14 protein-coding genes, 1 tRNA gene and 2 pseudogenes are annotated in these 19821 nt (G+C 65.6%); 12 read left to right on the top strand and 5 right to left on the bottom strand.

Features of this window, described 5'->3' with window-relative positions:
* Nucleotides 1-7: 7 nt before the first annotated feature.
* A pseudogene (locus CCUG20998_RS04395) lies at nt 8-575 on the bottom strand (TetR/AcrR family transcriptional regulator).
* On the opposite strand from CCUG20998_RS04395, the pseudogene CCUG20998_RS04390 reads away from it, so the two are divergent.
* Nucleotides 516-977, top strand: a pseudogene (locus tag CCUG20998_RS04390) (cytochrome P450); the annotation flags it as partial. The pseudogenes CCUG20998_RS04395 and CCUG20998_RS04390 overlap by 60 nt on opposite strands.
* A gap of 16 nt (nt 978-993) precedes the next feature.
* Here CCUG20998_RS04390 and CCUG20998_RS04385 read toward each other — a convergent pair.
* A complete protein-coding gene (locus CCUG20998_RS04385; RefSeq protein WP_038578849.1) occupies nt 994-1191 on the bottom strand; it encodes a hypothetical protein in 198 nt (65 codons plus the stop codon).
* Between the two features lie 368 nt (nt 1192-1559).
* On the opposite strand from CCUG20998_RS04385, the gene CCUG20998_RS04380 reads away from it, so the two are divergent.
* The 6 genes from CCUG20998_RS04380 (at nt 1560) to CCUG20998_RS04355 (ending at nt 9913) form a co-directional block, all read left to right on the top strand.
* On the top strand, nt 1560-3761 hold the full coding sequence (locus CCUG20998_RS04380; protein ID WP_103653932.1) for a PPE family protein: 2202 nt from the start codon (nt 1560-1562) through the stop codon (nt 3759-3761).
* 157 nt (nt 3762-3918) lie between these two features.
* A complete protein-coding gene (locus CCUG20998_RS04375) occupies nt 3919-5139 on the top strand; it encodes a cation:proton antiporter (RefSeq protein WP_020731851.1) in 1221 nt (406 codons plus the stop codon).
* Between the two features lie 121 nt (nt 5140-5260).
* A complete protein-coding gene (locus CCUG20998_RS04370; RefSeq protein ID WP_020731850.1) occupies nt 5261-6073 on the top strand; it encodes a mycofactocin-coupled SDR family oxidoreductase in 813 nt (270 codons plus the stop codon).
* Nucleotides 6074-6195: 122 nt separating this feature from the next.
* A complete protein-coding gene (locus CCUG20998_RS04365) occupies nt 6196-6801 on the top strand; it encodes a TetR/AcrR family transcriptional regulator (RefSeq protein ID WP_020731848.1) in 606 nt (201 codons plus the stop codon).
* Nucleotides 6798-7532 (top strand): ABC transporter ATP-binding protein, encoded by a 735-nt coding sequence (locus CCUG20998_RS04360; RefSeq protein ID WP_020731847.1) that lies wholly within the window; start codon nt 6798-6800, stop codon nt 7530-7532. The genes CCUG20998_RS04365 and CCUG20998_RS04360 overlap by 4 nt, the downstream gene beginning before the upstream one ends.
* Nucleotides 7526-9913 carry an ABC transporter permease gene (locus CCUG20998_RS04355; RefSeq protein ID WP_036457264.1) on the top strand — a complete coding sequence of 796 codons (2388 nt, stop codon included), beginning with the start codon at nt 7526-7528 and terminating at the stop codon, nt 9911-9913. The genes CCUG20998_RS04360 and CCUG20998_RS04355 overlap by 7 nt, the downstream gene beginning before the upstream one ends.
* A gap of 40 nt (nt 9914-9953) precedes the next feature.
* On the opposite strand, the gene CCUG20998_RS04350 is transcribed toward CCUG20998_RS04355, so the two are convergent.
* Nucleotides 9954-10039: transfer RNA gene (locus tag CCUG20998_RS04350), tRNA-Tyr, on the bottom strand.
* A 66-nt stretch (nt 10040-10105) separates the two neighbouring features.
* Here CCUG20998_RS04350 and CCUG20998_RS04345 point away from each other — a divergent pair.
* The 3 genes from CCUG20998_RS04345 to CCUG20998_RS04335 all read left to right on the top strand — a co-directional run bounded on the left by CCUG20998_RS04345 (nt 10106) and on the right by CCUG20998_RS04335 (nt 14667).
* Entirely contained in the window at nt 10106-10597 is a 492-nt protein-coding gene (locus tag CCUG20998_RS04345) for a YajQ family cyclic di-GMP-binding protein (RefSeq protein ID WP_020731845.1), read from the top strand.
* Between the two features lie 100 nt (nt 10598-10697).
* Nucleotides 10698-11234: a GNAT family N-acetyltransferase gene (locus tag CCUG20998_RS04340; protein WP_015354533.1), complete on the top strand. Its 537-nt coding sequence runs from the start codon at nt 10698-10700 to the stop codon at nt 11232-11234.
* 148 nt (nt 11235-11382) lie between these two features.
* Nucleotides 11383-14667 carry a type 2 lanthipeptide synthetase LanM family protein gene (locus tag CCUG20998_RS04335; RefSeq protein ID WP_103653933.1) on the top strand — a complete coding sequence of 1095 codons (3285 nt, stop codon included), beginning with the start codon at nt 11383-11385 and terminating at the stop codon, nt 14665-14667.
* 83 nt (nt 14668-14750) lie between these two features.
* Here CCUG20998_RS04335 and CCUG20998_RS27770 read toward each other — a convergent pair whose 3' ends face one another.
* Complete coding sequence (locus CCUG20998_RS27770) at nt 14751-14912, bottom strand: hypothetical protein (RefSeq protein WP_020731843.1); 162 nt, start codon at nt 14910-14912, stop codon at nt 14751-14753.
* Nucleotides 14913-15117: 205 nt separating this feature from the next.
* On the opposite strand from CCUG20998_RS27770, the gene CCUG20998_RS04330 reads away from it, so the two are divergent.
* Nucleotides 15118-16626, top strand: a complete 1509-nt coding sequence (locus CCUG20998_RS04330) for a flavin-containing monooxygenase (protein WP_103653935.1) — start codon at nt 15118-15120, stop codon at nt 16624-16626.
* 28 nt (nt 16627-16654) lie between these two features.
* On the opposite strand, the gene CCUG20998_RS04325 is transcribed toward CCUG20998_RS04330, so the two are convergent.
* The gene (locus CCUG20998_RS04325) at nt 16655-17827 is read right to left on the bottom strand and encodes a trypsin-like peptidase domain-containing protein (protein WP_258036758.1); all 1173 of its coding nucleotides are present in this window, start codon (nt 17825-17827) and stop codon (nt 16655-16657) included.
* A gap of 391 nt (nt 17828-18218) precedes the next feature.
* Here CCUG20998_RS04325 and CCUG20998_RS04320 point away from each other — a divergent pair, with 391 nt between their 5' ends.
* Nucleotides 18219-19820 (top strand): SulP family inorganic anion transporter, encoded by a 1602-nt coding sequence (locus CCUG20998_RS04320; RefSeq protein WP_099052617.1) that lies wholly within the window; start codon nt 18219-18221, stop codon nt 19818-19820.
* Nucleotide 19821: the final 1 nt, after the last annotated feature.

Raw genomic sequence — 19821 nt, 5'->3', positions numbered from 1 at the left:
GCCTGCCCTAGCCAGCGCGGCGGGAGGCCTCGTATCCGCGGATCAGCCAGAAGACGGTGCGATCGATGCTGGGCAGGATCTCGGTGATCGCTATTTCGCCGGCGGTGAAGCGCCCCAGCAGCCCATAGACCAGGCTGGAGATGACGGTGTCCAAGTCGTGGATGAAATTCTCGTCGACCCCGGCGAGCACTTCCATGGCCGCCGGAACAACCATGTCCAAGCCGCGATGGACCAGCCGCTGCCCTCCGGGTGCGGCCCTGGCCCGAAAGTAGGCCTTCACGATGTCGGGATGGGCTCCCAGGGTTGGAAAATCGTCCGGAGCACCCGCATCATGCCGGCGTACAAAGACTCCCCGGGGCGGGGGTCTGCTCTGCCAGACCGGCGTAGTGGTGCTCGTCCATCCAGAATTCGAGGGCGGCCAGGATCAACTCGTCCCGGTTCGCGTAGCGCTGGTAGATGGTTGCCAGCGAGGTGCGGGCACGACGAGCGACCTCGCGTAGCTGAACCGCGTCGTAGTCATCGGCTGGCTGGCAAGAGTGCTCGCCGAGCACCCCGACCAGCGCCGGCAAGTCCACCAGGACCGGTCACTGCTCACCCGCACCGTCGACGAGACGCTGCGCTTCGAGCCGACGGGACCCCATGTCGGGCGCTTCACGTTGCGCGACTACCACTGTTACGACACTACGGTCCCCGCCGGTAGCGCCATCCTGATGTTGTTCGGAGCCGCCAACCGCGACCCCCGGCGCTACCACGACCCCGATACGTTCGACATCCGGCGCGACAACATCTCCCACCTCACCTTCGGCAAGGGCGTGCACTGTTGCCTGGGCGCCAACCTGGCCCGGCTGGAGGGCCGCGTCGCACTCGACGAACTGCTCAACCGCTGGCCGCAGTGGGACATCGACTACGACAGCCTGCAACTCGCACCGACCTCAACCGTGCGCGGCTGGGAGCGACTACGCGTCCTGGTTTCGTGAGCAACGCGATCGGCAGCTACTTGTCTTCGCCCGCGGCGGTGAGCGCCAACGCGATCATCACGTCGGCGTAGGTGATGAAAAGCCCGATCCAAAATCCCCATTTGGCGCTCGGATCAGACGGTGAGGCAAAGAACACGATCAAAAAGATCGGGCCGACGATGCCGAGCACGAACACCATCAACTGAATAACGATGTAGCGGCGCAAGGTCGCCAAGACAATCTCCTCTCACCCAGCCAGGTCGTCCAGCACCACAACCACGGTCATCGGCGGCCCCCACCGGCGTCCGTACCAGTGCCACGCGTTCATTTAACGAGTTCGAGTTCGGCTCCGGCAAGGGGTGGCTTCTCCCCTTAGCCAACAACACGATTCGGGGTGGCCGGTGCGCGCGCGGTCAACCCTGGCCGGCGCACCGGGACGGGTAGCGCGCCCGCGCCGGGTTACCGGCTGTCGATCGGTCTCAAAACGTTGCGTCAGAAGCCAGATGCGCGCCGGGCCGCCGCTGTACATTCAGTTTTCCCGTCGGCACATGGGCTCAGATCGTGCCCCGGCTCGAAACATGCAGCTAGGAAGGGCGCTCGGCGATGATTTTTTCGGTGTTGGCACCAGAAATCAATTCCGCGCGGATGTATTCGGGTGCTGGGTCCGGACCGCTGCTGGCCGCCGCGGCGGCCTGGGATGCGTTGGCCGGCGAGCTGGGTTCGGCAGTGGCCTCGTTTGGATCGGTGACCTCGAGCCTGGCCGAGGGGGCGTGGCAGGGCGCGGCGTCGCAGGCCATGGCAAGCGCGGCGGCACCGTATGCGGGCTGGTTGGGCTTAGCCGCGGCCCGCGCCACCACGGCGGCGGCCCAAGCCAAGGTAGCGGCCAGTGCATTTGAAGCGGCGCGGGCAGCCACGGTGCACCCGGCGCTGGTGGCGATCAACCGGACCCGGCTGGTCTCGCTGGTGACCTCGAACCTGTTGGGGCTCAACGCGCCGGCGATTGCGGCCGTCGAGGCCGACTATGAGCAGATGTGGGCCCAAGACGTGACCGCGATGTCGGGCTATCACGGCGGGGTGTCGGCGGCAGCCGCACAACTGACGTCATGGCAGCAGGCGCTGCAAAGTCTGCCGGGTCTGTCCGGCTTCAACTTGGGCATCGGAAACATCGGCACCGGAAACATTGGCAGCGGCAACACCGGTAACGACAACTTGGGCGGCGGCAACAACGGTCCGAGCTCCGCGGGCGGCGGCAACGGCAACGTGGGCTTGGGCAACTACGGCTCCTTCAACATCGGCGCCGGCAACGGAAGCGCCGCGCTGGACACCGCCGGTCTGCAATATCCCGGCGCCTCATACCACAACGTGGGCACCGGCAACATCGGCATCGGGAACATCGGCCTGGGCAACATCGGCCTGGGCAACATCGGCTTCGGCAACGGCGATCTGGCCAACGCCGTGCTCGACGGCACCCAGTCGACGTACAACGTGGGCGGCGCAAATGTCGGCAATCACAACGTCGGACTTGGAAACGTCGGCAACAACAACGTGGGCATCGGCAACCTCGGCAACAACAACATCGGCATCGGGCTCACCGGCGACAACCAGATCGGTATCGGCGGACTCAATGCCAACGGCGCCGGCTGGAACTTCGGCTTTGGCAACTCCGGCAGCTTCAACCTCGGCTTCGGCAATACCGGCGACGGCAACATCGGGTTGGCCAACACCGGCAACGGAAACATCGGAATCGGGCTTACCGGCGCCGATCAAATCGGCTTCGGCGGGTGGAACTCGGGTAGCGGAAACAGCGGCCTGTTCAACTCGGGCAGTGACAACTCCGGATTCTTCAACTCGGGCAGTCACAACTGGGGGGTGGCGAACACGGGCAGCACCAACTGGGGCATGGTGAACTCCGGCAGCGTCAACACCGGGATCGGCAATACCGGCGGCACCAACACCGGCCTGTGGAACGCGGGCACCGCCAGCACCGGGTCCCTCAACGCGGGCATGAACAACGTCGGTTTGGGGAACTCGGGCGTCGCTGACCTCGGCGCATTCAACTCTGGCGGCAACACCAAGCATTCCCATGACATCGGCATTTTCAACGCGGGCCAGCACAACGTCGGCATGTTCAATGCCGGGTCGGGAAACCTGGGCCTGTCCAACGCGGGAATCGACAACACGGGCGCCTTCAACTCCGGCGGTAACGGCGTCAGTCCCATCTTCCCGGGGGCACCCGGGCAGGCCGGCAACACGGGCTTCTTCAACTCCGGCTTCACGAATACCGGTTTGTTCAATTCGGGCAACACCAATACCGGTTTGTGGAATGCCGGCAACGTCAACACCGGCTTCGGGGGCATCGGCACCTACAGCGGCAACTCGGGCTTCTTCAACTCCGGCACCGGCAACTCCGGATTCTTCAATTCCAGCGATGACAATTCGGGCTTCGGCAACTCGTCAAGCGGCGGCCACAACTCCGGCGCCGCCAATTCAGGTAGCGGCGCATACAACGCGGGCTTCGGCAACTCCAACACCGGCGGCGGGAGCACCGGCTATTTCAACTACGGCGGCGGCTCCTTGAGCGCGGGCATCTTCAACACCGGCACCCACAACGCCGGCTTGTTGAATTCCGGCCTGGAAAACATCGGATTCTTCAACTCGGGTGCCTACGACAGCGGCTGGGACAACTCGGGCAACTCGGGCCAGGTCAAGGGCTTGGGCAACTCGGGCTTCGGAAACTCCGGCACCTCGAGTTCGGGTGGATTCAACGCCGGCAGCGGGCAATCGGGGTTCTTCAACCAGGCGTGAACGGCGGCGCTACTCACAAACTCACCCTGGGTCGCCTTGCCCGCGCTCACGCCCGCTGACCGGAGTGGCTGACACTCGGGTGATCAAGGAAGCTGTTAGCGGCTGCGTTTTCGCGCAGCAGCCACAGCCGGCTACCGACGACTGAAGCGGAGTAACTGTGAGCCTTGTCCTGGCGTTCGGCGTGGTACTGCTCATCAGCGTGTCCCTGTCGGGGGTCGCCGCCCGGACGGTGCTGTCCAGCGCGCTGCTGTTCCTGGTCGCCGGCGCCCTGCTGGGCCCCGGGATTCTCGGGTTGGACAACATCGGCCCAAACGACCCGATCGTCGTCGCGCTCGCAGACGTGGCGCTGTTTACCGTCCTGTTCACCGACGGCCAGCGGGCCAATGTCCGCGAATTGCGTGAGACCTGGACGCTGTCCGGGCGCGCCCTGGGCGTCGGGATGCCGTTGACCATGATCGGGATCGCGGTGCCGGCCCACTTCCTCACCGGCCTGAATTGGCCGACCGCATTCCTGGTCGGCGCCATCCTGTCCCCCACCGATCCGGTCTTTGCGGCGGCCATCGTCGGGCGCTCGGACATCCCGGAACGGTTGCGCCGACTGCTCAATGTCGAGTCCGGCCTCAATGACGGATTGGCGCTGCCGTTCGTGATGATCTTCCTGGCCACCGCCCAGGGCGCCGGCTCCGACGTGCTGTGGGTCGGGGTGGAGCTCGTTCTCGGGCTGGCGCTCGGGGTCGGCGTGGCCGCGGCCGTGGCGTTCGCGTGGCGGGCAAAGATCCTGACGGCCGAAACGCACCTGCAGCCGTTGGGCCCGTTGGCGATCGCGGTGGTGGTGTACTCGGCTTGTCACCTCACCCACGCCAACCCATACCTGGCCGCCTTTGCCGCCGGCTCCACGCTGGCCACCTTGGACCATGTCGCGGCCGAGCAGTTTCAACCGTTCGGTGATCTTCTCTCCGAAGTCACCAAGTTCGCCGCGCTGATCGTGTTCGGCGCGTTGATCACCCCCGATCGGTTGTCCGGGCTCGGTTGGCGCGATTGGCTGTTGGCCGTGGTCGTGATCGCGGTGATCCGGCCGGCCGCGATGTTGCTGTCGCTGGTGCGGACCCAGCTCAGCCGTCAGGAGCGGTTGACTGCCGCATGGTTCGGACCAAAGGGTTTTGCCTCGGTGGTCTACGGCCTGCTGGCATTGCAGTCGGGATTGGCCAGCAAGGAGCTGGTGTTCGATATCGTCGCCGTCACCATTGCGCTCTCGATCGTGCTGCATTCGTCAACCGACGTACCGATAGCCAAGGTGCTGCAGGTCGAACCTCCCGACGACCTGCCGGGCTGCCGCGAGCCCGCCGATGCCGACGAAGAGGCAACCGCAGAAGTCTGATCCCGCCGGAAATGTCGGCCGCAGCGACACTAAATCGACTCCCCCACAGCATATTTCGCAGCCACAACTGGTCGGCGTGGGCCGCCGTCGCCGGCCCGCCAGGCTGCTAACCTAACCCGCTATGGGTGCCTTGGACGGACGTGTCGCCTTGATCACCGGCGGAGCCCGCGGGCAGGGCCGCGCACACGCGCTGGCACTGGCGGGCCAGGGGGCCGATATCGCCCTCGCCGACGCGCCGGGCCCGATGGCGGAGCTGACCTACCCGCTGGGTAGCGAGGAAGACCTGCTCGCCACCGCCGAACTCGTCGGCCAGCTGGGCCGGCGTTGCCTACCGATGGTGGTCGACGTGCGCGACCCGGCCCAGGTGAACACCGCGGTTGAGCGGACGGTGCGCGAGCTGGGCAGCCTCGATATCGTGCTGGCCAATGCCGGCATCGTCAGCACCGGGCGCCTCGAAGAGGTAAGTGACCAGGTTTGGCAGCAGCTGATGGACACCAACCTGACCGGCGTGTTCCACACCCTGCGCGCGGCCATTCCGGTGATGCGCCAACAACGCTTCGGCAGGATCGTGGCGACATCGTCGATGGGCGGCCGAATGGGCATCCCGGAGTTGGCGGCCTACAACGCCACCAAGTGGGGGATCATCGGCCTGATCAAGTCCGTCGCCCTCGAGGTCGCCAAGGAAGGCATCACGGCCAACGTCATCTGTCCGACCACGACGCAGACACCGATGGTGCAGCCCGCCGGGATCGGAGATGATCAGGAAGTTCCCGACGAGCTGGTGCGGCGCATGATGAAGGCCAACCCCATCCCGCAACCGTGGCTGCAACCGGAGGACGTCAGCCGCGGGGTGGTCTATCTGGTCACCGACCCGGGTGTCATCACCGGCAGCGTGCTGGAAGTCGGGCTCGGCGGCAGCGCTCGCATGCATTGACTCGGCGGCGCCCGAAGCGGCGCCGAACGACGTTCAAGCCACTTTGACCCTCGCGACCCGCTTCCGCGCGGCGTACAATTTGGTCAAACGCCCAATGTGATCGTCCAAATTTAGGTAGTCGCATGCCAACATCGGCCGAGCGAGGTGCACAAACCCGGGCCGCGCTGATGGCCGCCGCGGTAGCGGTGATCGCCGAGCGAGGCTGGGGGGCGGCCACCACCCGGATGGTGGCCGAACGGGCCGGACTTCCGCCGGGGTTGGTGCACTATCACTTCGCATCGGTGAACGACCTGCTGATCGATGCGGCACTGCAGGCAGCGCGCGAGGAAGCCGCTCAGGTGCTGGACGGACTGGCCGGCGATTCACCGTCGCAGGGAATAGACCGATTGATCGACGCGGTCTCGTCCTACGACGTCGATGATCGAAACCAAAACCCGGCGATCCTGGTGTTTGGCGAAATGCTCTTGGCAGCAACACGATACGAGCGGCTGCGAATGGGCTTGGCGGAGATCCTCGGCGACTACCGATCCGCACTGCGTCAGTGGCTCGCAGATCAGGGCGGCGCCATCGATCCCGAGGCGACCGCGGCATTGATGTTCGCGGCCATCGACGGATTGGTGCTGCATCGGGTGATCGACCCGCGATTGCGCACCCTGGCCATCCGGCCGGCGTTGCGCCGGCTGGCGGGACTGCCGACGGCCCAGACCGACGAGAGGACGCCACCATGACACGAGCGCAAGCGCCTACCTCACCGCGCGGTGGGGTTTCTCTGCACGGCGTCGACAAGACCTTCGGAACCGCAGCAGCGTCGGTACACGCGCTGCGCGGCATCGACCTGGACATCGAACCCGGTGAACTGGTGGCGATAGTCGGGGAAAGCGGGTCGGGCAAGACCACCCTGCTCAACGTCATCGGCGGCATCGAGGAGGCCAACAGTGGTTCCATTAGCGTTGCTGGACAAGATATTTCGGGGTGCCGGCCGCGCGCACTGAGCAAGTTCCGCCGCGACCACGTGGGGTTCATCTTCCAGTTCTTCAATCTGATCCCGACGCTGACCGCCAAGGAAAACGTCGAAGTGATCGTCGAGCTGACCGGCCGAGGTGATCGGCGCCGCGCGACCGAATTGCTGGATGCGGTCGGGCTGGCCGATCGGGCCGGCAGTTTTCCCGGCCAGCTCTCCGGCGGCCAGCAACAGCGGGTGGCCATCGCGCGTGCGCTGATCACCGACCCGGACCTGCTGCTGGCCGACGAGCCGATGGGGGCTCTCGACGTGGCCACCGGCCGACGCGTGCTCGAACTGCTGCAGCAGACCAACCGGTCGGGTCTAGGCGTCATCATGGTGACCCACAACCGGGCGGCCGCCGATGTCGCTGACCGCATCATTGAGATGCGCGACGGAGCGATCGTCGAGCAGCGTCGCAACTCAGCACCGGCCGAGGCAAGCAGCGTGCGGTGGTGACTGAGGTGCCAACCGAACCGCCCCGCGCCCGGCCGAACTGGACCCTGCTCCGCAAGACCGTCCGTGATCTGCGGCGGCGCCCCGCTCAATCGGTGGCCATCGCGGTCATCGTGATGCTCGGGGTGCTGCTCTTCATCGCCAGTTATGACTCGTTCCGCAACCTCACGGCGTCCTATAACCGCACCTATGACCGGCTGCATTTCGCCGACCTCACCGCCTACGGAGACGACCCCACCCAGCTGGCCTCCACCGCGCGGGAGCTCGCCGGCGTCGAGAACGTCGCGACCCGCGTGGTGCGGGACCGACCGGTGAACATCGACGGCACCAAGCTGATCGGTCGGGTGGTCGGGTTGACCGGCGGCGGCCACGGGGTCGACGACGTGGAGATCGTCGACGGACGCGCGCCCGATCCCGGCGCCCCCGCACAGGTCGCGATCGAAAAACACGCAGCCGAGTCATTTCACCTGAGCCCGGGCGATCGCGTCGATGTCTACAACGGCTCCGGTTGGCGCACCGTCGAGATCACCGGGGTGGCCCGCTCGCCCGAGTACTTGTGGCCGGCGCGTAGTCGTCAAGACATCCTGCCCGACCCACATTCCTTCGCCGTACTGTTCGCGCCACCGCGGCTCGCCGCACAGCTCACCGGGCAGCCAGGGCCCAATCAGACCCTGGTCCAGATGGCCGCCGGCGCGACCACGGCCGATCGGGACCGGGTGGCCGGGCTACTGCTGTCCCGCGGCGCCTTGGACGTGCAGACCCGTCACGAGCAACCTTCCAACGCGGCGCTGCACGAAGACCTCAATGGCTTCTCCGAACTCGCGGTGGGATTCCCGGTGCTCTTCCTGACCGCCGCCGCCATCGCCGAGTACGTCGTCGTCACCAGGGTCGTGCAGGCCGAGCGGCGCATCATGGGCGCGATGCTGGCCATGGGGGCCCGGCCGGCCACGGTCATCCGGCACTACCTGGGATACGGCGTCGCGGTGGCCACCATGGGCGCGCTGCTCGGCGTCGTTCTCGGTGCGGGCGTCACCTCGCTGGTCACCGGCCTGTACACCGCGGCCATCGGGGTCCCCGACACGGTGGTCCGACACCACGTGTCCACCGCGGTCCTGGGCTTCGCCCTCGGCCTGGCAACCGGCCTGGTCGCCGTGCTGGTGCCGGCCATCACCGCGGCGCGCACCGCGCCGGCTGACGCCATGCGCGGCCAACGAGTGCTCGCCACCGCGATGGGGCCACTCACCCGGCTGACCGCGCGGTGGCGGCTGCCCGCGGTGATCCAACTCGCCGTGCGGTCGTTGACCCGCAGCCGCGGGCGCACCGTCGCGACCATGGTGGGCGGGGTGCTGGCGTTGATCCTGGTGTTGGCCTCGGTCGGGATGATGACCAGCATGCGCGCCATGCTCGACGTCCAGTTCGGTGAGGTGCAGCGGCAGGACGCTTCGGTGCTCGTTGCGCCCAGCGCGGCGGACCCCGGCGGCTTGGCGAGCCAATTGGCGGCCCTACCCGGGGTGTCGGCGGTCGAGCCCAGCACCACCGTCGCGGTGACCGTACGCGCCGGCGGCCGCACCTATGCGACGACGCTGACCGGTTTCGTGCCACACAGCTCCATGCACGGATTCCGGGGCACCGACGGGCGCACGTTGGCCCTGTCCGAAAACGATGTGCTGGCCGGGGCAGCACTGGCCGACAAACTCGACGTGCGGGTCGGCTCCGATCTGATCGTCATCCCCGCGGGGGGATCGCCACAGCATGCCAAGTTGGCCGGCCTGGTCGACGAACCGCTGGGAACGGTGCTCTATGCCACCAACTCGACGGTTGCCGCGATCACCGGCAGCGAGGTCAACGGGTACCTGTTGCGCTTCGGCGCCGATGTCGACCGCGCCGGGTTGCGCGCGGACATCACGTCGCTGCCCGGTGTGCTCGCCTACACCGACACCCACGCACTCGAGAACACGGTCAACCGCTACCTCGGGTTGTTCTGGGCGTTCGTCGGGGTCATGCTGGCGCTGGGCGGGGCACTGGCCTTCGTGGTGATCTACGTAACGATGACGGTGAACATGGCCGAACGCACCACGGAGTTGGCCACCCTACGCGCGGCCGGCGTGTCAACACCGCGGCTCACCGCGACGCTGACCCTGGAGAACCTGCTTGCCACCGCGGCAGCACTTCCCTTCGGGCTGGCCGCGGGCGCGGGGGCGGCGTGGCTGTTCCTGCAGTCCTTCAACAGTGATCTGTTCAACATGCAGCTGGCCCTCGGGTGGTCGACGTTGGCGCTGGCGGCGGTCGCCGTGCTCGCCGCCGCCGCGATTTCGCAGCTACCCGCCATGCGGATGGTGCGCGATGTCGACATCGCGCGCGTGGTGCGCGAACGGGCCCAATAACATCCACCGGGGTCAGCGGGCACGCGCGCAGTGCTCAAGTTGGTGGCAGGTACAGGATTCGAACCTGTGTAGGCGTAAGCCGACGGATTTACAGTCCGCTCCCATTGGCCGCTCGGGCAACCTGCCGCATAGCAGGGTACAACGACCGGGTAGACAGAGCACAAACGGCTCTCCAAAGAAGGGACTTATCGCATGGCCGACTCATCGTTCGACATCGTCAGCAAGGTCGACCACCAGGAAGTCGACAACGCGCTCAACCAGGCCGCCAAGGAGCTGGCCACGCGATTCGACTTCCGCGGCACCGACACCAAGATCGCGTGGAAGGGCGACGAAGCCGTGGAGCTGACCTCGTCCACCGAGGAGCGGGTCAAGGCCGCGGTGGACGTCTTCAAGGAAAAGCTCATCCGCCGCGACATCTCGATGAAGGCCTTTGACGCCGGCGAGCCCCAGGCATCCGGCAAGACCTACAAGGTCACCGGCGCCATCAAGCAGGGCATCAGCGGTGACGACGCCAAGAAGATCACCAAGCTCGTCCGCGACGAGGGCCCCAAGGGCGTCAAGACCCAGATCCAGGGCGAGGAGATTCGCGTCACCAGCAAGAAGCGCGACGACCTACAGACCGTCATCGCCATGCTCAAGCAGGCCGACCTGGACGTTGCGCTGCAGTTCGTCAACTACCGATAGAACTCCCTGCGGGCGCCCGAAGCGGTCATGGTCGTCCGGGTCGTAGAAGTGCTGACTGGCTGGCCACGTAGGCTATGAAGGTCCGCATTAGGGGGCCCCTATGGCGACTGCCGACGATGAAATCCTCACCGGCCCGCGGCTGATCCTGCGCCCCTTGCGGCCCACCGACGCCGATGTCGTGTTCTTCGAGGTCACCTCGGATGACGAAGTGATGCGCTACCTTTCGTGCAACACGCATTCCGACGTCGAGCAGACCAGGCACTTCATCACCGAGCTGTGCATGGACGACAACAATCGCGGTTGGATCATCAACTGGCGCAGCACCGGCGATCCGGTCGGGTTCTGCACCTGGATCCGGCCGGAGGGCCCCGAGGTTCAGCTGGGCATCTCCCTCGGCCGCCGCTGGTGGGGGCAACATGTCACGTCCGAGGCGCTGGACTTGCTCATCGAACAGGCACAGCGGGATCCGAGCGTGCATCGCGTGTGGGCCGCATGCCACGTTGACAACATCGGAGCGGCACGAGCGCTGGAGCGCAACGGTTTGTCCATGCAGGACCGGCTAGAGCGTTACTGCGTGTTCCCCAACCTCGGCGCGGAGCCGCAGGACGCCTTTCGGTTCGCAAGGACGCTCAGATAGCTTCATCACCGCATCTCAACCCTTAGCCACCCCGCGAAAACGGCTCGCCCGCAACAGGTTGCGCGATTCGGCATTACCACGGGCAGCGAAGTCGTAGCTTGGGTACTGCGAATGCGAGGCGCGGGTCCGATGGTTGGACAGATGGGTGATGGGTGACGGTGTCGGGGATGAGTGGGTCGACGGCTCGGTAGCCGCGCGACATGATCGCCATGCGCTGCGCGAGTGGCTGGTTGTCCATGCCGCGACGATCGATGAACTGTTGTCTACGCGTTTCGAGACGCTGCCCGGCCGGAAGGCAGACACCGATGCCGCCGCGCGCCGCCTCGCCGCTTGGTGTCGTTCCAGCACAAGCGGTGACTGGGCGCAGTTCGAGTCGCGATTGGCTCGCGACGGTTGGGACTTCGCAAGCGTGCTGGCGCGTTTCGCCAATGCCCGGCACACTCGGTCCTTGCCGCTGCCGGCGTGGGTGGATGACGCAATGTGGTCCCGCGCGTCGTTGTGCGACTCCCCCGGCCAAGCCACCACAACCGGTTCGCACGAGTCCACGACCCCCTGCCAATTCGACACCCTGCTGTTGCCGCTAGTCGACGAGGCGCAGGCCCGACTCTGGTCGACCACGGACGCCGCCGCCACGGCCCAACTGAGCGATTCTGCACGCGCAGGCATTCGGCGATCGTTGTTGCAACAACTGTCCGACCTGTGCGCGCCGGCGCTCTATGCGCTCTTTGACTCGGTGCGCGAGCTCGCGACCCCAGACGATGCTCACGCGCAGCCCAGACCGGACTCGGGAGTCGCGCTCTATCAGCGGTTTGTCGCCGAGATGAAAGCAGCGGGCCTTGCCCGGCTGCTGGAAGTCAAACCGGTGCTGTGGCGGCTGATCGCCACGATCACCCGCCAATGGATTGACACCACGCGCGAGCTGATCGAACGCCTGGCCGCCGATCTGCCGTCCATCCGCGCTGACCTGCTCGCGGGCGCCCCCGAAACCGAGGTGGCCGGAATCGACGGCGGGCTCTCCGATCCCCACAATGGCGGCCGCTCGGTACGGATCGTCGTGTTCGAGAACGGCGCGCGGGTGGTCTACAAGCCGAAGGACTTGCGGGTGGATGGCGCCCTGCACGCCCTGGTCGGCAGGCTCAACCGGGCCGCTCCCCCGCTGGCGTTGCGTGCGGTCCGCACGATCGGACGCGAAGGCTACGGCTGGTGCGAGTTCATCGAGCATGCATCGTGCCCAGACGAAGAAGGCCTCGAGTTGTACTTCCGGCGCGCCGGAGCATGGCTGGCACTGCTGCACTGCCTGGCCGCCACCGACATGCACCACGAAAACTTCATCGCACACGGCGACTACCCGATGCCGCTGGACATCGAGACGATCCTGCAGGCGAGCACGAAGGACCCCGACGACCGTGACCGGGAAAGCCGCGCCCACCATGCCGCATGCAACCTCATCGCCGATTCGGTGATGGCGGTGGGCTTGATCCCGTCCTATCGGCGCTCCGGCGCCAACGGGCGTTCCGCGGTCGGTGGGTTGATCGCGAATAACAACACCACGCCGACGATCCGATGGGATCACGTCAACACTGACGCGATGCGGCCGAACAAATCGGCACAGCCCGCCACGAGCATGCCGAACTTACCCCACGTCAACGGGCACTACGCCAAGTTCAGCGACTACGTCGACGCCTTCATTGCCGGTTTCGTGGCCTACGCCAATTTCCTGGTTCGACAACGCGCCGATGCCGGGGCCGGCGGTTTGTTCCAGGAGTTTGCCGGCTTGCCGGTGCGCAAGGTGCCGCGTCCGACCACGTTCTACACCATGTTGCTGCAGCAGCTCACCGATCATCGCACCATGCATGATGGTGTTGTCTGGTCGGCGCAAGCGGACTTCGTTGCCAGACTGGCTGATTGGAACCAAGACAGCGATCCACATTGGCCGCTCCTACAGGCGGAGAGATCGGCACTGTTGTCGTTGAACGTCCCCTATTTTGTGATGGCCAGCGACGGCATCGAAGCGCATGATTTTGCTGGAGTCTCGTTCCCCTCCGAGGGGGTGTCAGGCCTGGAACGCGCGTCTGCGCGGATTCACAACCTCGACGATCGACAGATCGACTGGCAAGTCACGGTCATCCGGCACAATACGGAAACCTATGCGGGACAAGCGCGGTCACCGGGCACGGCGGGACCAGAACACCAGCCGTCCGGGCCCGACCGTGGCGCCGGGCCACCGGCCGAAGATGGCCTTTCCGCCGAGGCCGACAGAATCGCCGGGGAACTGGCGCTTCATGCGATTCGCCGAGATGCGGGCGCAGCCTGGATCGGGTTGGACTGGTCCGGCGATTCGGAGGCTGCCCAGCTCGTCTGCCTGGGCGCCGGCCTGTACAACGGCGTGTCCGGCATCGGTCTCTTCTTGGCCGCACACGCGGCTAGCTCGGGCTGCGAGCGGTCAGCCGAGCTGGCCCGGGCCGGGGTCGCTCACGTGCGCACCGAACTGACCGGCCGCAACGCGCCACGTGTGGCCCGCTCGCTGGGGATCAGCGGCGGCTCCGGTTTGGGGTCGATCGCCTACGCATTGGCGGTCATGGCGGAGTGCCTCGAGGACGACGAATTGCTCGCCCATGCGCACACGGCGGCGCTGCTGATCACCGACGATCTGATCGAGACCGACCGGCAACTCGACGTCGTCGGGGGTAGCGCCGGCGCGATCCTTGGGCTGCTCCGAGTCTATCGAGACACCGGATCCGGGGACGTGCTCGCGCGTGCGATCAGGTGTGGCGAGCACCTGTTGCGCCAACCCCGCGTCGGCTCACAAGGAAGGCGCACCTGGCAGCGACAGGTACCCGGCTCTTGCGATCTGAACGGCATGGCGCACGGTGCAGCGGGCTACGCGTACGCCCTGGCGTCATTGGCCACAACGACCGGTCACGAGGAGTTCGCCCGATACGCAGCGGAGTGCCTGGCATTTGAAAACGCCAGCTACGACCCACAGCGCGGCAGCTGGCCCGCACTGGATGTGGGCGGAAGGAAAGGCTGGCCCTCGCAGTGGTGCCACGGCGCACCCGGAATCGGCCTGGGGCGCATCGGCTTGGCACGACTCGGCTGGGCGCAGCCGCTGTCGGCCGATATCGCCAACGCCGTGACTTCGGTCCGCCAAAGCTGGGCTGAGCAACAATTGGACACGCTCTGTTGTGGCGCTCTAGGCAGCGTCGAATTACTCAGTGAAGCCGCGACGACCTTGGACCAACGCGATCTTCGGGGTCTTGCGGCACGATACCTGAGCGACATCGTGTCCGCGGCGACCCAACGCGGCGACTATCGATGGAACAGCGGCGACCAAGCATTCAACCCGGGACTGTTCCGCGGAATCGCCGGCATAGGCTATACCGCCCTACGTCGCATCGACGCGTCCCTGCCCAATGTGCTGCTCTGGGAATAGACACCGGCAACCAGCATTGCGACGGGCCATTCATCAAGGCCCTCAACAATATTCAGGCGATCGCAGCCAAGGCGCCCGACAGCTCAGGAGAGGCGTTCAAAACCCAGGCAGGGAGCGGTCAAAGCTTGATCCACACAAGGTCCCAGGCCGTTCATTCCCGCGGCGGCCTCGATCATGTCGTCGGTGAAGCGGCAGTCAAGGATGTTGTCAACGGCCGGCAGTTCCATGGCAAGAGTGGTCATCATGGTTTCGCATTGTTTCCCGATCTAAACGTTTCTGTCAAGTCTGGTTGCGCAATGCGTCAAACCGCGGCGCCCTGGCCGGATGCCACGCTCGGCGCCGGTTTCACCGTCCAACAACCGCCGCAGCACTAGTGCCGAACTGCCCTGGCTCGACCAACCGGTGGGTGTCTACTCTGATGACGCATCCCAGAAACAAGCGAGGTCCACGATGAGCGTGACCCCCCAAGAAGCCCAACGCACTCCGGTCGAGCGGAGCTTGCTCGACGTCGTCATCGTCGGCGCCGGCATCTCCGGCCTCGGAGCGGCCTACCGGCTGCTCGAGAGCAACCCCGGACTGACCTACACCATCCTGGAACGCCGTGAGCGAATCGGCGGCACCTGGGACCTGTTTCGCTATCCGGGCGTGCGCTCCGACAGCAGCATCTTCACGTTGAGCTTTCCGTTCGAACCATGGACCCGCAGGGAGGGCGTGGCCGACGGCGAGCACATCCGGGAGTACCTGGCCAACACCGCTCACAAGTACGGCATCGACGGCCATATCCAGTTCAACAGCTATGTCCGGGCGGCCGACTGGGATTCGGGTACCGACAGCTGGACGGTCAGCTTCGAGCAGGACGGCGTGCAGAGGCAATGCCGCAGCCGGTTCGTGTTCTTCGCCAGCGGCTACTACAACTACGACCAGGGCTACACGCCCGATTTCCCCGGCATCGAGGGGTTCACCGGCACCGTGGTGCACCCACAGCACTGGCCGGCCGACCTAGATTACACCGGCAAGAAGGTCGTGGTGATCGGCAGCGGCGCTACCGCGGTCACGCTGATCCCGTCAATGGCGGAGCAGGCCGCCAAGGTGACCATGCTGCAGCGCTCACCGACCTACCTCATCTCGTCTTCCAGGTACAGCAAATTCGCTGCCATCGCGCGTAAAGTATTACCCCGCAAGGCCTCTCATTTGACGATCCGAACATACAACGCCTTGCTGGAAGCGGTGCTCTGGTTCTTGGCCCGCAAGCTTCCGGGCTTCATCAAATGGCTGCTGCGGCGCATTGCGATCAAGAACCTGCCCGCCGGCTATGACGTCGACACCCACTTCAAGCCGAACTACAACCCGTGGGATCAGCGCCTGTGCCTGATCCCCGATGCCGATCTGTACAACGCCGTGGCCGGCGGGCGCGCCGAAGTGGTCACCGACCACATCGACCATTTCGACGCCACCGGCATCGCACTCGAGTCCGGCCGACATCTTGATGCCGACATCATCGTCACCGCCACCGGCCTGCAGTTGCAGGCACTTGGCGGGGTGCAGATCAGTCTGGACGCCACCGAGATCAACCCCTGTGACCGGTTCGTCTACAAAGCGCACATGCTCGAAGGGGTGCCCAACCTGTTCTGGTGTGTGGGCTACACCAACGCATCGTGGACGCTGCGCGCCGACATGACCGCGCGGGCCACGGCGAAGTTGCTGGCGCACATGGCCGCCAACGGCTATACGCACGCCTACCCGGACCGCGGCAAGGAGGCGATGCCGGAAAAACCGTCCTGGGACATTCAGGCCGGCTATGTGTTGCGGTCGCTGCACGCGCTGCCCAAATCGGGGACCAAGCGGCCCTGGAACGTGCGGCAAAACTATTTCGCCGACGCCATCGACTACCGGTTCGACCGCATCGACGAGGCCATGGTGTTCGGCCGCGCCGCCGACCGCGCGCCCCTGGCGGGCTGAACGCCGGTAGCCGATAGTCGCGGCGGCGTCAGGGCTTCTCGTGCTTTCCGTGCGCGGATGCGTCAATGACGATCGGCTCACCGCAGTTGGGGCAGAACTTTTCGGTGTGATGATGCTGCGCCCCGCAGTTCGCACAGAAGTGGGGTTCACCGGCCGTCAGATGCTCGGCGGGAGCCCCGGCATCGGCCGCGTGCTCACCGGCGACTTCGGTACCGCCGCCAACCGGTGACCACCCATCCGGGATCGGCTGAAAGTCGGGCACCGGAGAGACCGCCGAGCGCTGCCGGCGACTTCTCAACACCGTGAAAGTCACGCCACCGCCGACCGCCAGCACCACGACGAGGCCGATGTACCACATCAGATTCGAGCCACGTAGCACCGAAACGTCGCCGTACTGCTGACGCAGGTTGACAGCGCTGGTGCGCAGGTCGACCAACCCGGGAAAATCCGGTGACAGCGACAACGCCGTGTCGAATTCTTTGATCGCCGCGGTGTAGTGGCCCGAGTAGTACAGGTCGAGCCCCTTTCGATAGGACAGATCGGCCGGGCCCAGGGTGGGGACGACCCCCTTGGCGGCCAGCAATGCGGCCAGCCCGGCCACCGGCGCGACAAAGTTGAACGGCTGCGATTCGCTGGCCGGGCGGAAGCTGTTCAGCCCGATCACCTTGCCGTTGAGTTCGATGGTCGGCCCGCCGCTCATGCCGTCCGAGATCGGCGCATCGATCTCGTATTCGGGAATGGTCTGGCGAAGTGATTTCTTGCTGACCGTGCCGCTCTTGTAGGTGGGGTCAAGCGAGGGATCGGTGATGTCCTGGGTGCTCTTCGGATATCCCACCGCCAGAATCCGGGTGCCGATGCTGACGTCGGCGTCGGTGGTCAGCTCCGAGGAGGGCATGTTGCGCCGGTCCACCCGCAGCAGCGCAACGTCACCCTTGTCGATCGGCCGGAAGTCCACGACGTCGGCGTTCATCGTCGCGGCCACCTTTGCCCCGCTTCCGTACAACACCGTGATGCTGACTTCTGGCCCCTGCTCGGCGGTTTCACCCTCGACCCTGGCGTTCTTGCGAAGCCACTGCACCGCGCCAACCGGATTCAGCGCCTCGGGCGAGTCCGGGAACTGCCTCACGTAGTCGCTCGCCGCGTGCTCGAAAATCAGGTCCCTGGCACTTTGCGGATCAACGCAGTGCCCGGCGGTCGCCAGCCAGCCGGTTCACATCCACGGTGGCGTCCATACCGGACACCGCGCTCGCCGGGCGATGGACGACTTGGTCGAGAATGCAGGCACTGAGACTCCCGCTTAGCGAAGGATTCGCCGGACCATCGCCGGCCGGTCTGGTTCGCATCACACTTGGACTTGGCGCCCGGTCACGCTGAACATTTGCATTCGCTATGCAGCGGGCGAACCAGGTTGCCGTCGCTTGGCCCGCTCAATAGCCTCGGATGATCGGACGCATAGCAGACTGACACAATGAAGTTCGGCGGAGTTCGGCCATTCGTATTTGCTAGTGCGCGAACACGTTACGAGTCCGTTACAGCACGTGGGGCGGGATATCGCAACATCCCCCGCTAAGGCCCAACGAGGGGATCGGCCGATGCCACACATCGAACAGCTCGATAAACAAGGTCTTGATCACGCCCAGCACCCGGGCACCCCGGAACCCCAAACAACATCGCGGTTGTCGCGGGTATCGCAGATATCGCGCCCCGACCGGGTGCGATCAGTCATCAGGCACGACTTGCCAGCCTCGCTGGTTGTTTTCCTGGTAGCACTGCCGTTGTCGTTGGGCATCGCCATTGCCTCGGATGCTCCGGTGCTCGCCGGGTTGATCGCGGCCGTGGTGGGCGGGATCATCGGTGGCGCACTGGGGGGATCTCCGCTGCAGGTCAGCGGGCCCGCCGCCGGCCTTACAGTCGTGGTCGCCGACCTCATCGCCGAATTCGGATGGGGAATCACTTGTTTCATCACGGCGGTCGCCGGGCTGATGCAGATCGCACTGGGATTCAGCCGCGTCGCGCGAGCCGCCCTTGCGATCTCGCCAGTGGTGGTGCACGCCATGCTGGCCGGTATCGGGATCACCATCGCGCTGCAACAGACGCACGTGTTGCTCGGTGGCGAATCACATAGCACGGCCTGGGCCAACGTGGTCGAGCTGCCCGCACAGATTGTCGGCGCGCACCGGCCCGGAGTGATCCTGGGGCTGCTGGTCATCGCGATCATGGTCGCTTGGCGCTGGGCTCCGGCCAAGGTGGCTCCCGTTCCCGGCCCGCTGGTCGCCATCGTGGTGGTAACCGTTGTCTCGGTGGTGTTTCCGTTCCATGTGTCCCGCATCACTCTCGAGGGCTCGGTCGTGGATGCACTGCAGCTGCCCGCAATTCCACACGGAAACTGGGGCGCCATCGTGATCGGCATCATCACCGTCACGCTCATCACCAGCGTCCAGAGCCTGTTGACAGCGGTGGCAACCGACAGAATGCACAGCGGCCCAACCACCGAACTCAACCGTGAATTGATCGGTCAGGGCGCATCCAACGTCGTGTCGGGGGCAATCGGCGGCCTCCCCATCGCCGGTGTCATCGTCCGCAGCGCGGCAAACATCAAGGCGGGTGCCAAAACTCGGGCGTCGACAATCTTGCATGGGTTCTGGATCCTGCTGTTCGCACTCCCCTTTGCGGGTTTGATCGAACGAATCCCCAGCGCTGCGCTCGCGGGGCTGCTGATCGTCATCGGTATTCAGCTACTGCAGCCCGCACACATCGAAACCGCGGTCAAGACCGGCGACTTCGCCATCTACCTGGTGACGATTGTCGCAGTGGTCTTCCTGAATCTGCTGCACGGCGTGATGATCGGGCTGGCCCTGGCCATCGCGATGACGGGATGGCGAGTGCTGCGCGCCAAGGTCGAAGCGCACCAAATCGACGGCGAATGGCGGGTGGTCGTCGAGGGCGCCTGCACCTTCCTGTCCTTACCCCGACTGACCCGGGTGCTGGCCTCGGTGCCTGACAGCGCGACGGTCACTCTTCATATCGCGGTCAACTACCTCGACCACGCCGCGCACCAGGCGATCACCGACTGGCAGCGGCGCCATCACGCCACCGGCGGGAAGGTTCGCATCGATGGCGCCCTGCGCAGGGGTCATTTCGCTAACGATGGCACGCAGTTGGTCCACGACGAAAAGTCCGAAGCCGCCGCCTGAC

It is taken from the genome of Mycobacterium marinum (assembly GCF_003391395.1).
GTDB classification, from domain to species: domain Bacteria; phylum Actinomycetota; class Actinomycetes; order Mycobacteriales; family Mycobacteriaceae; genus Mycobacterium; species Mycobacterium marinum.
Note: the sequence above shows the minus strand (reverse complement) of the source record. Positions and strands in the feature narration are given on the sequence as shown.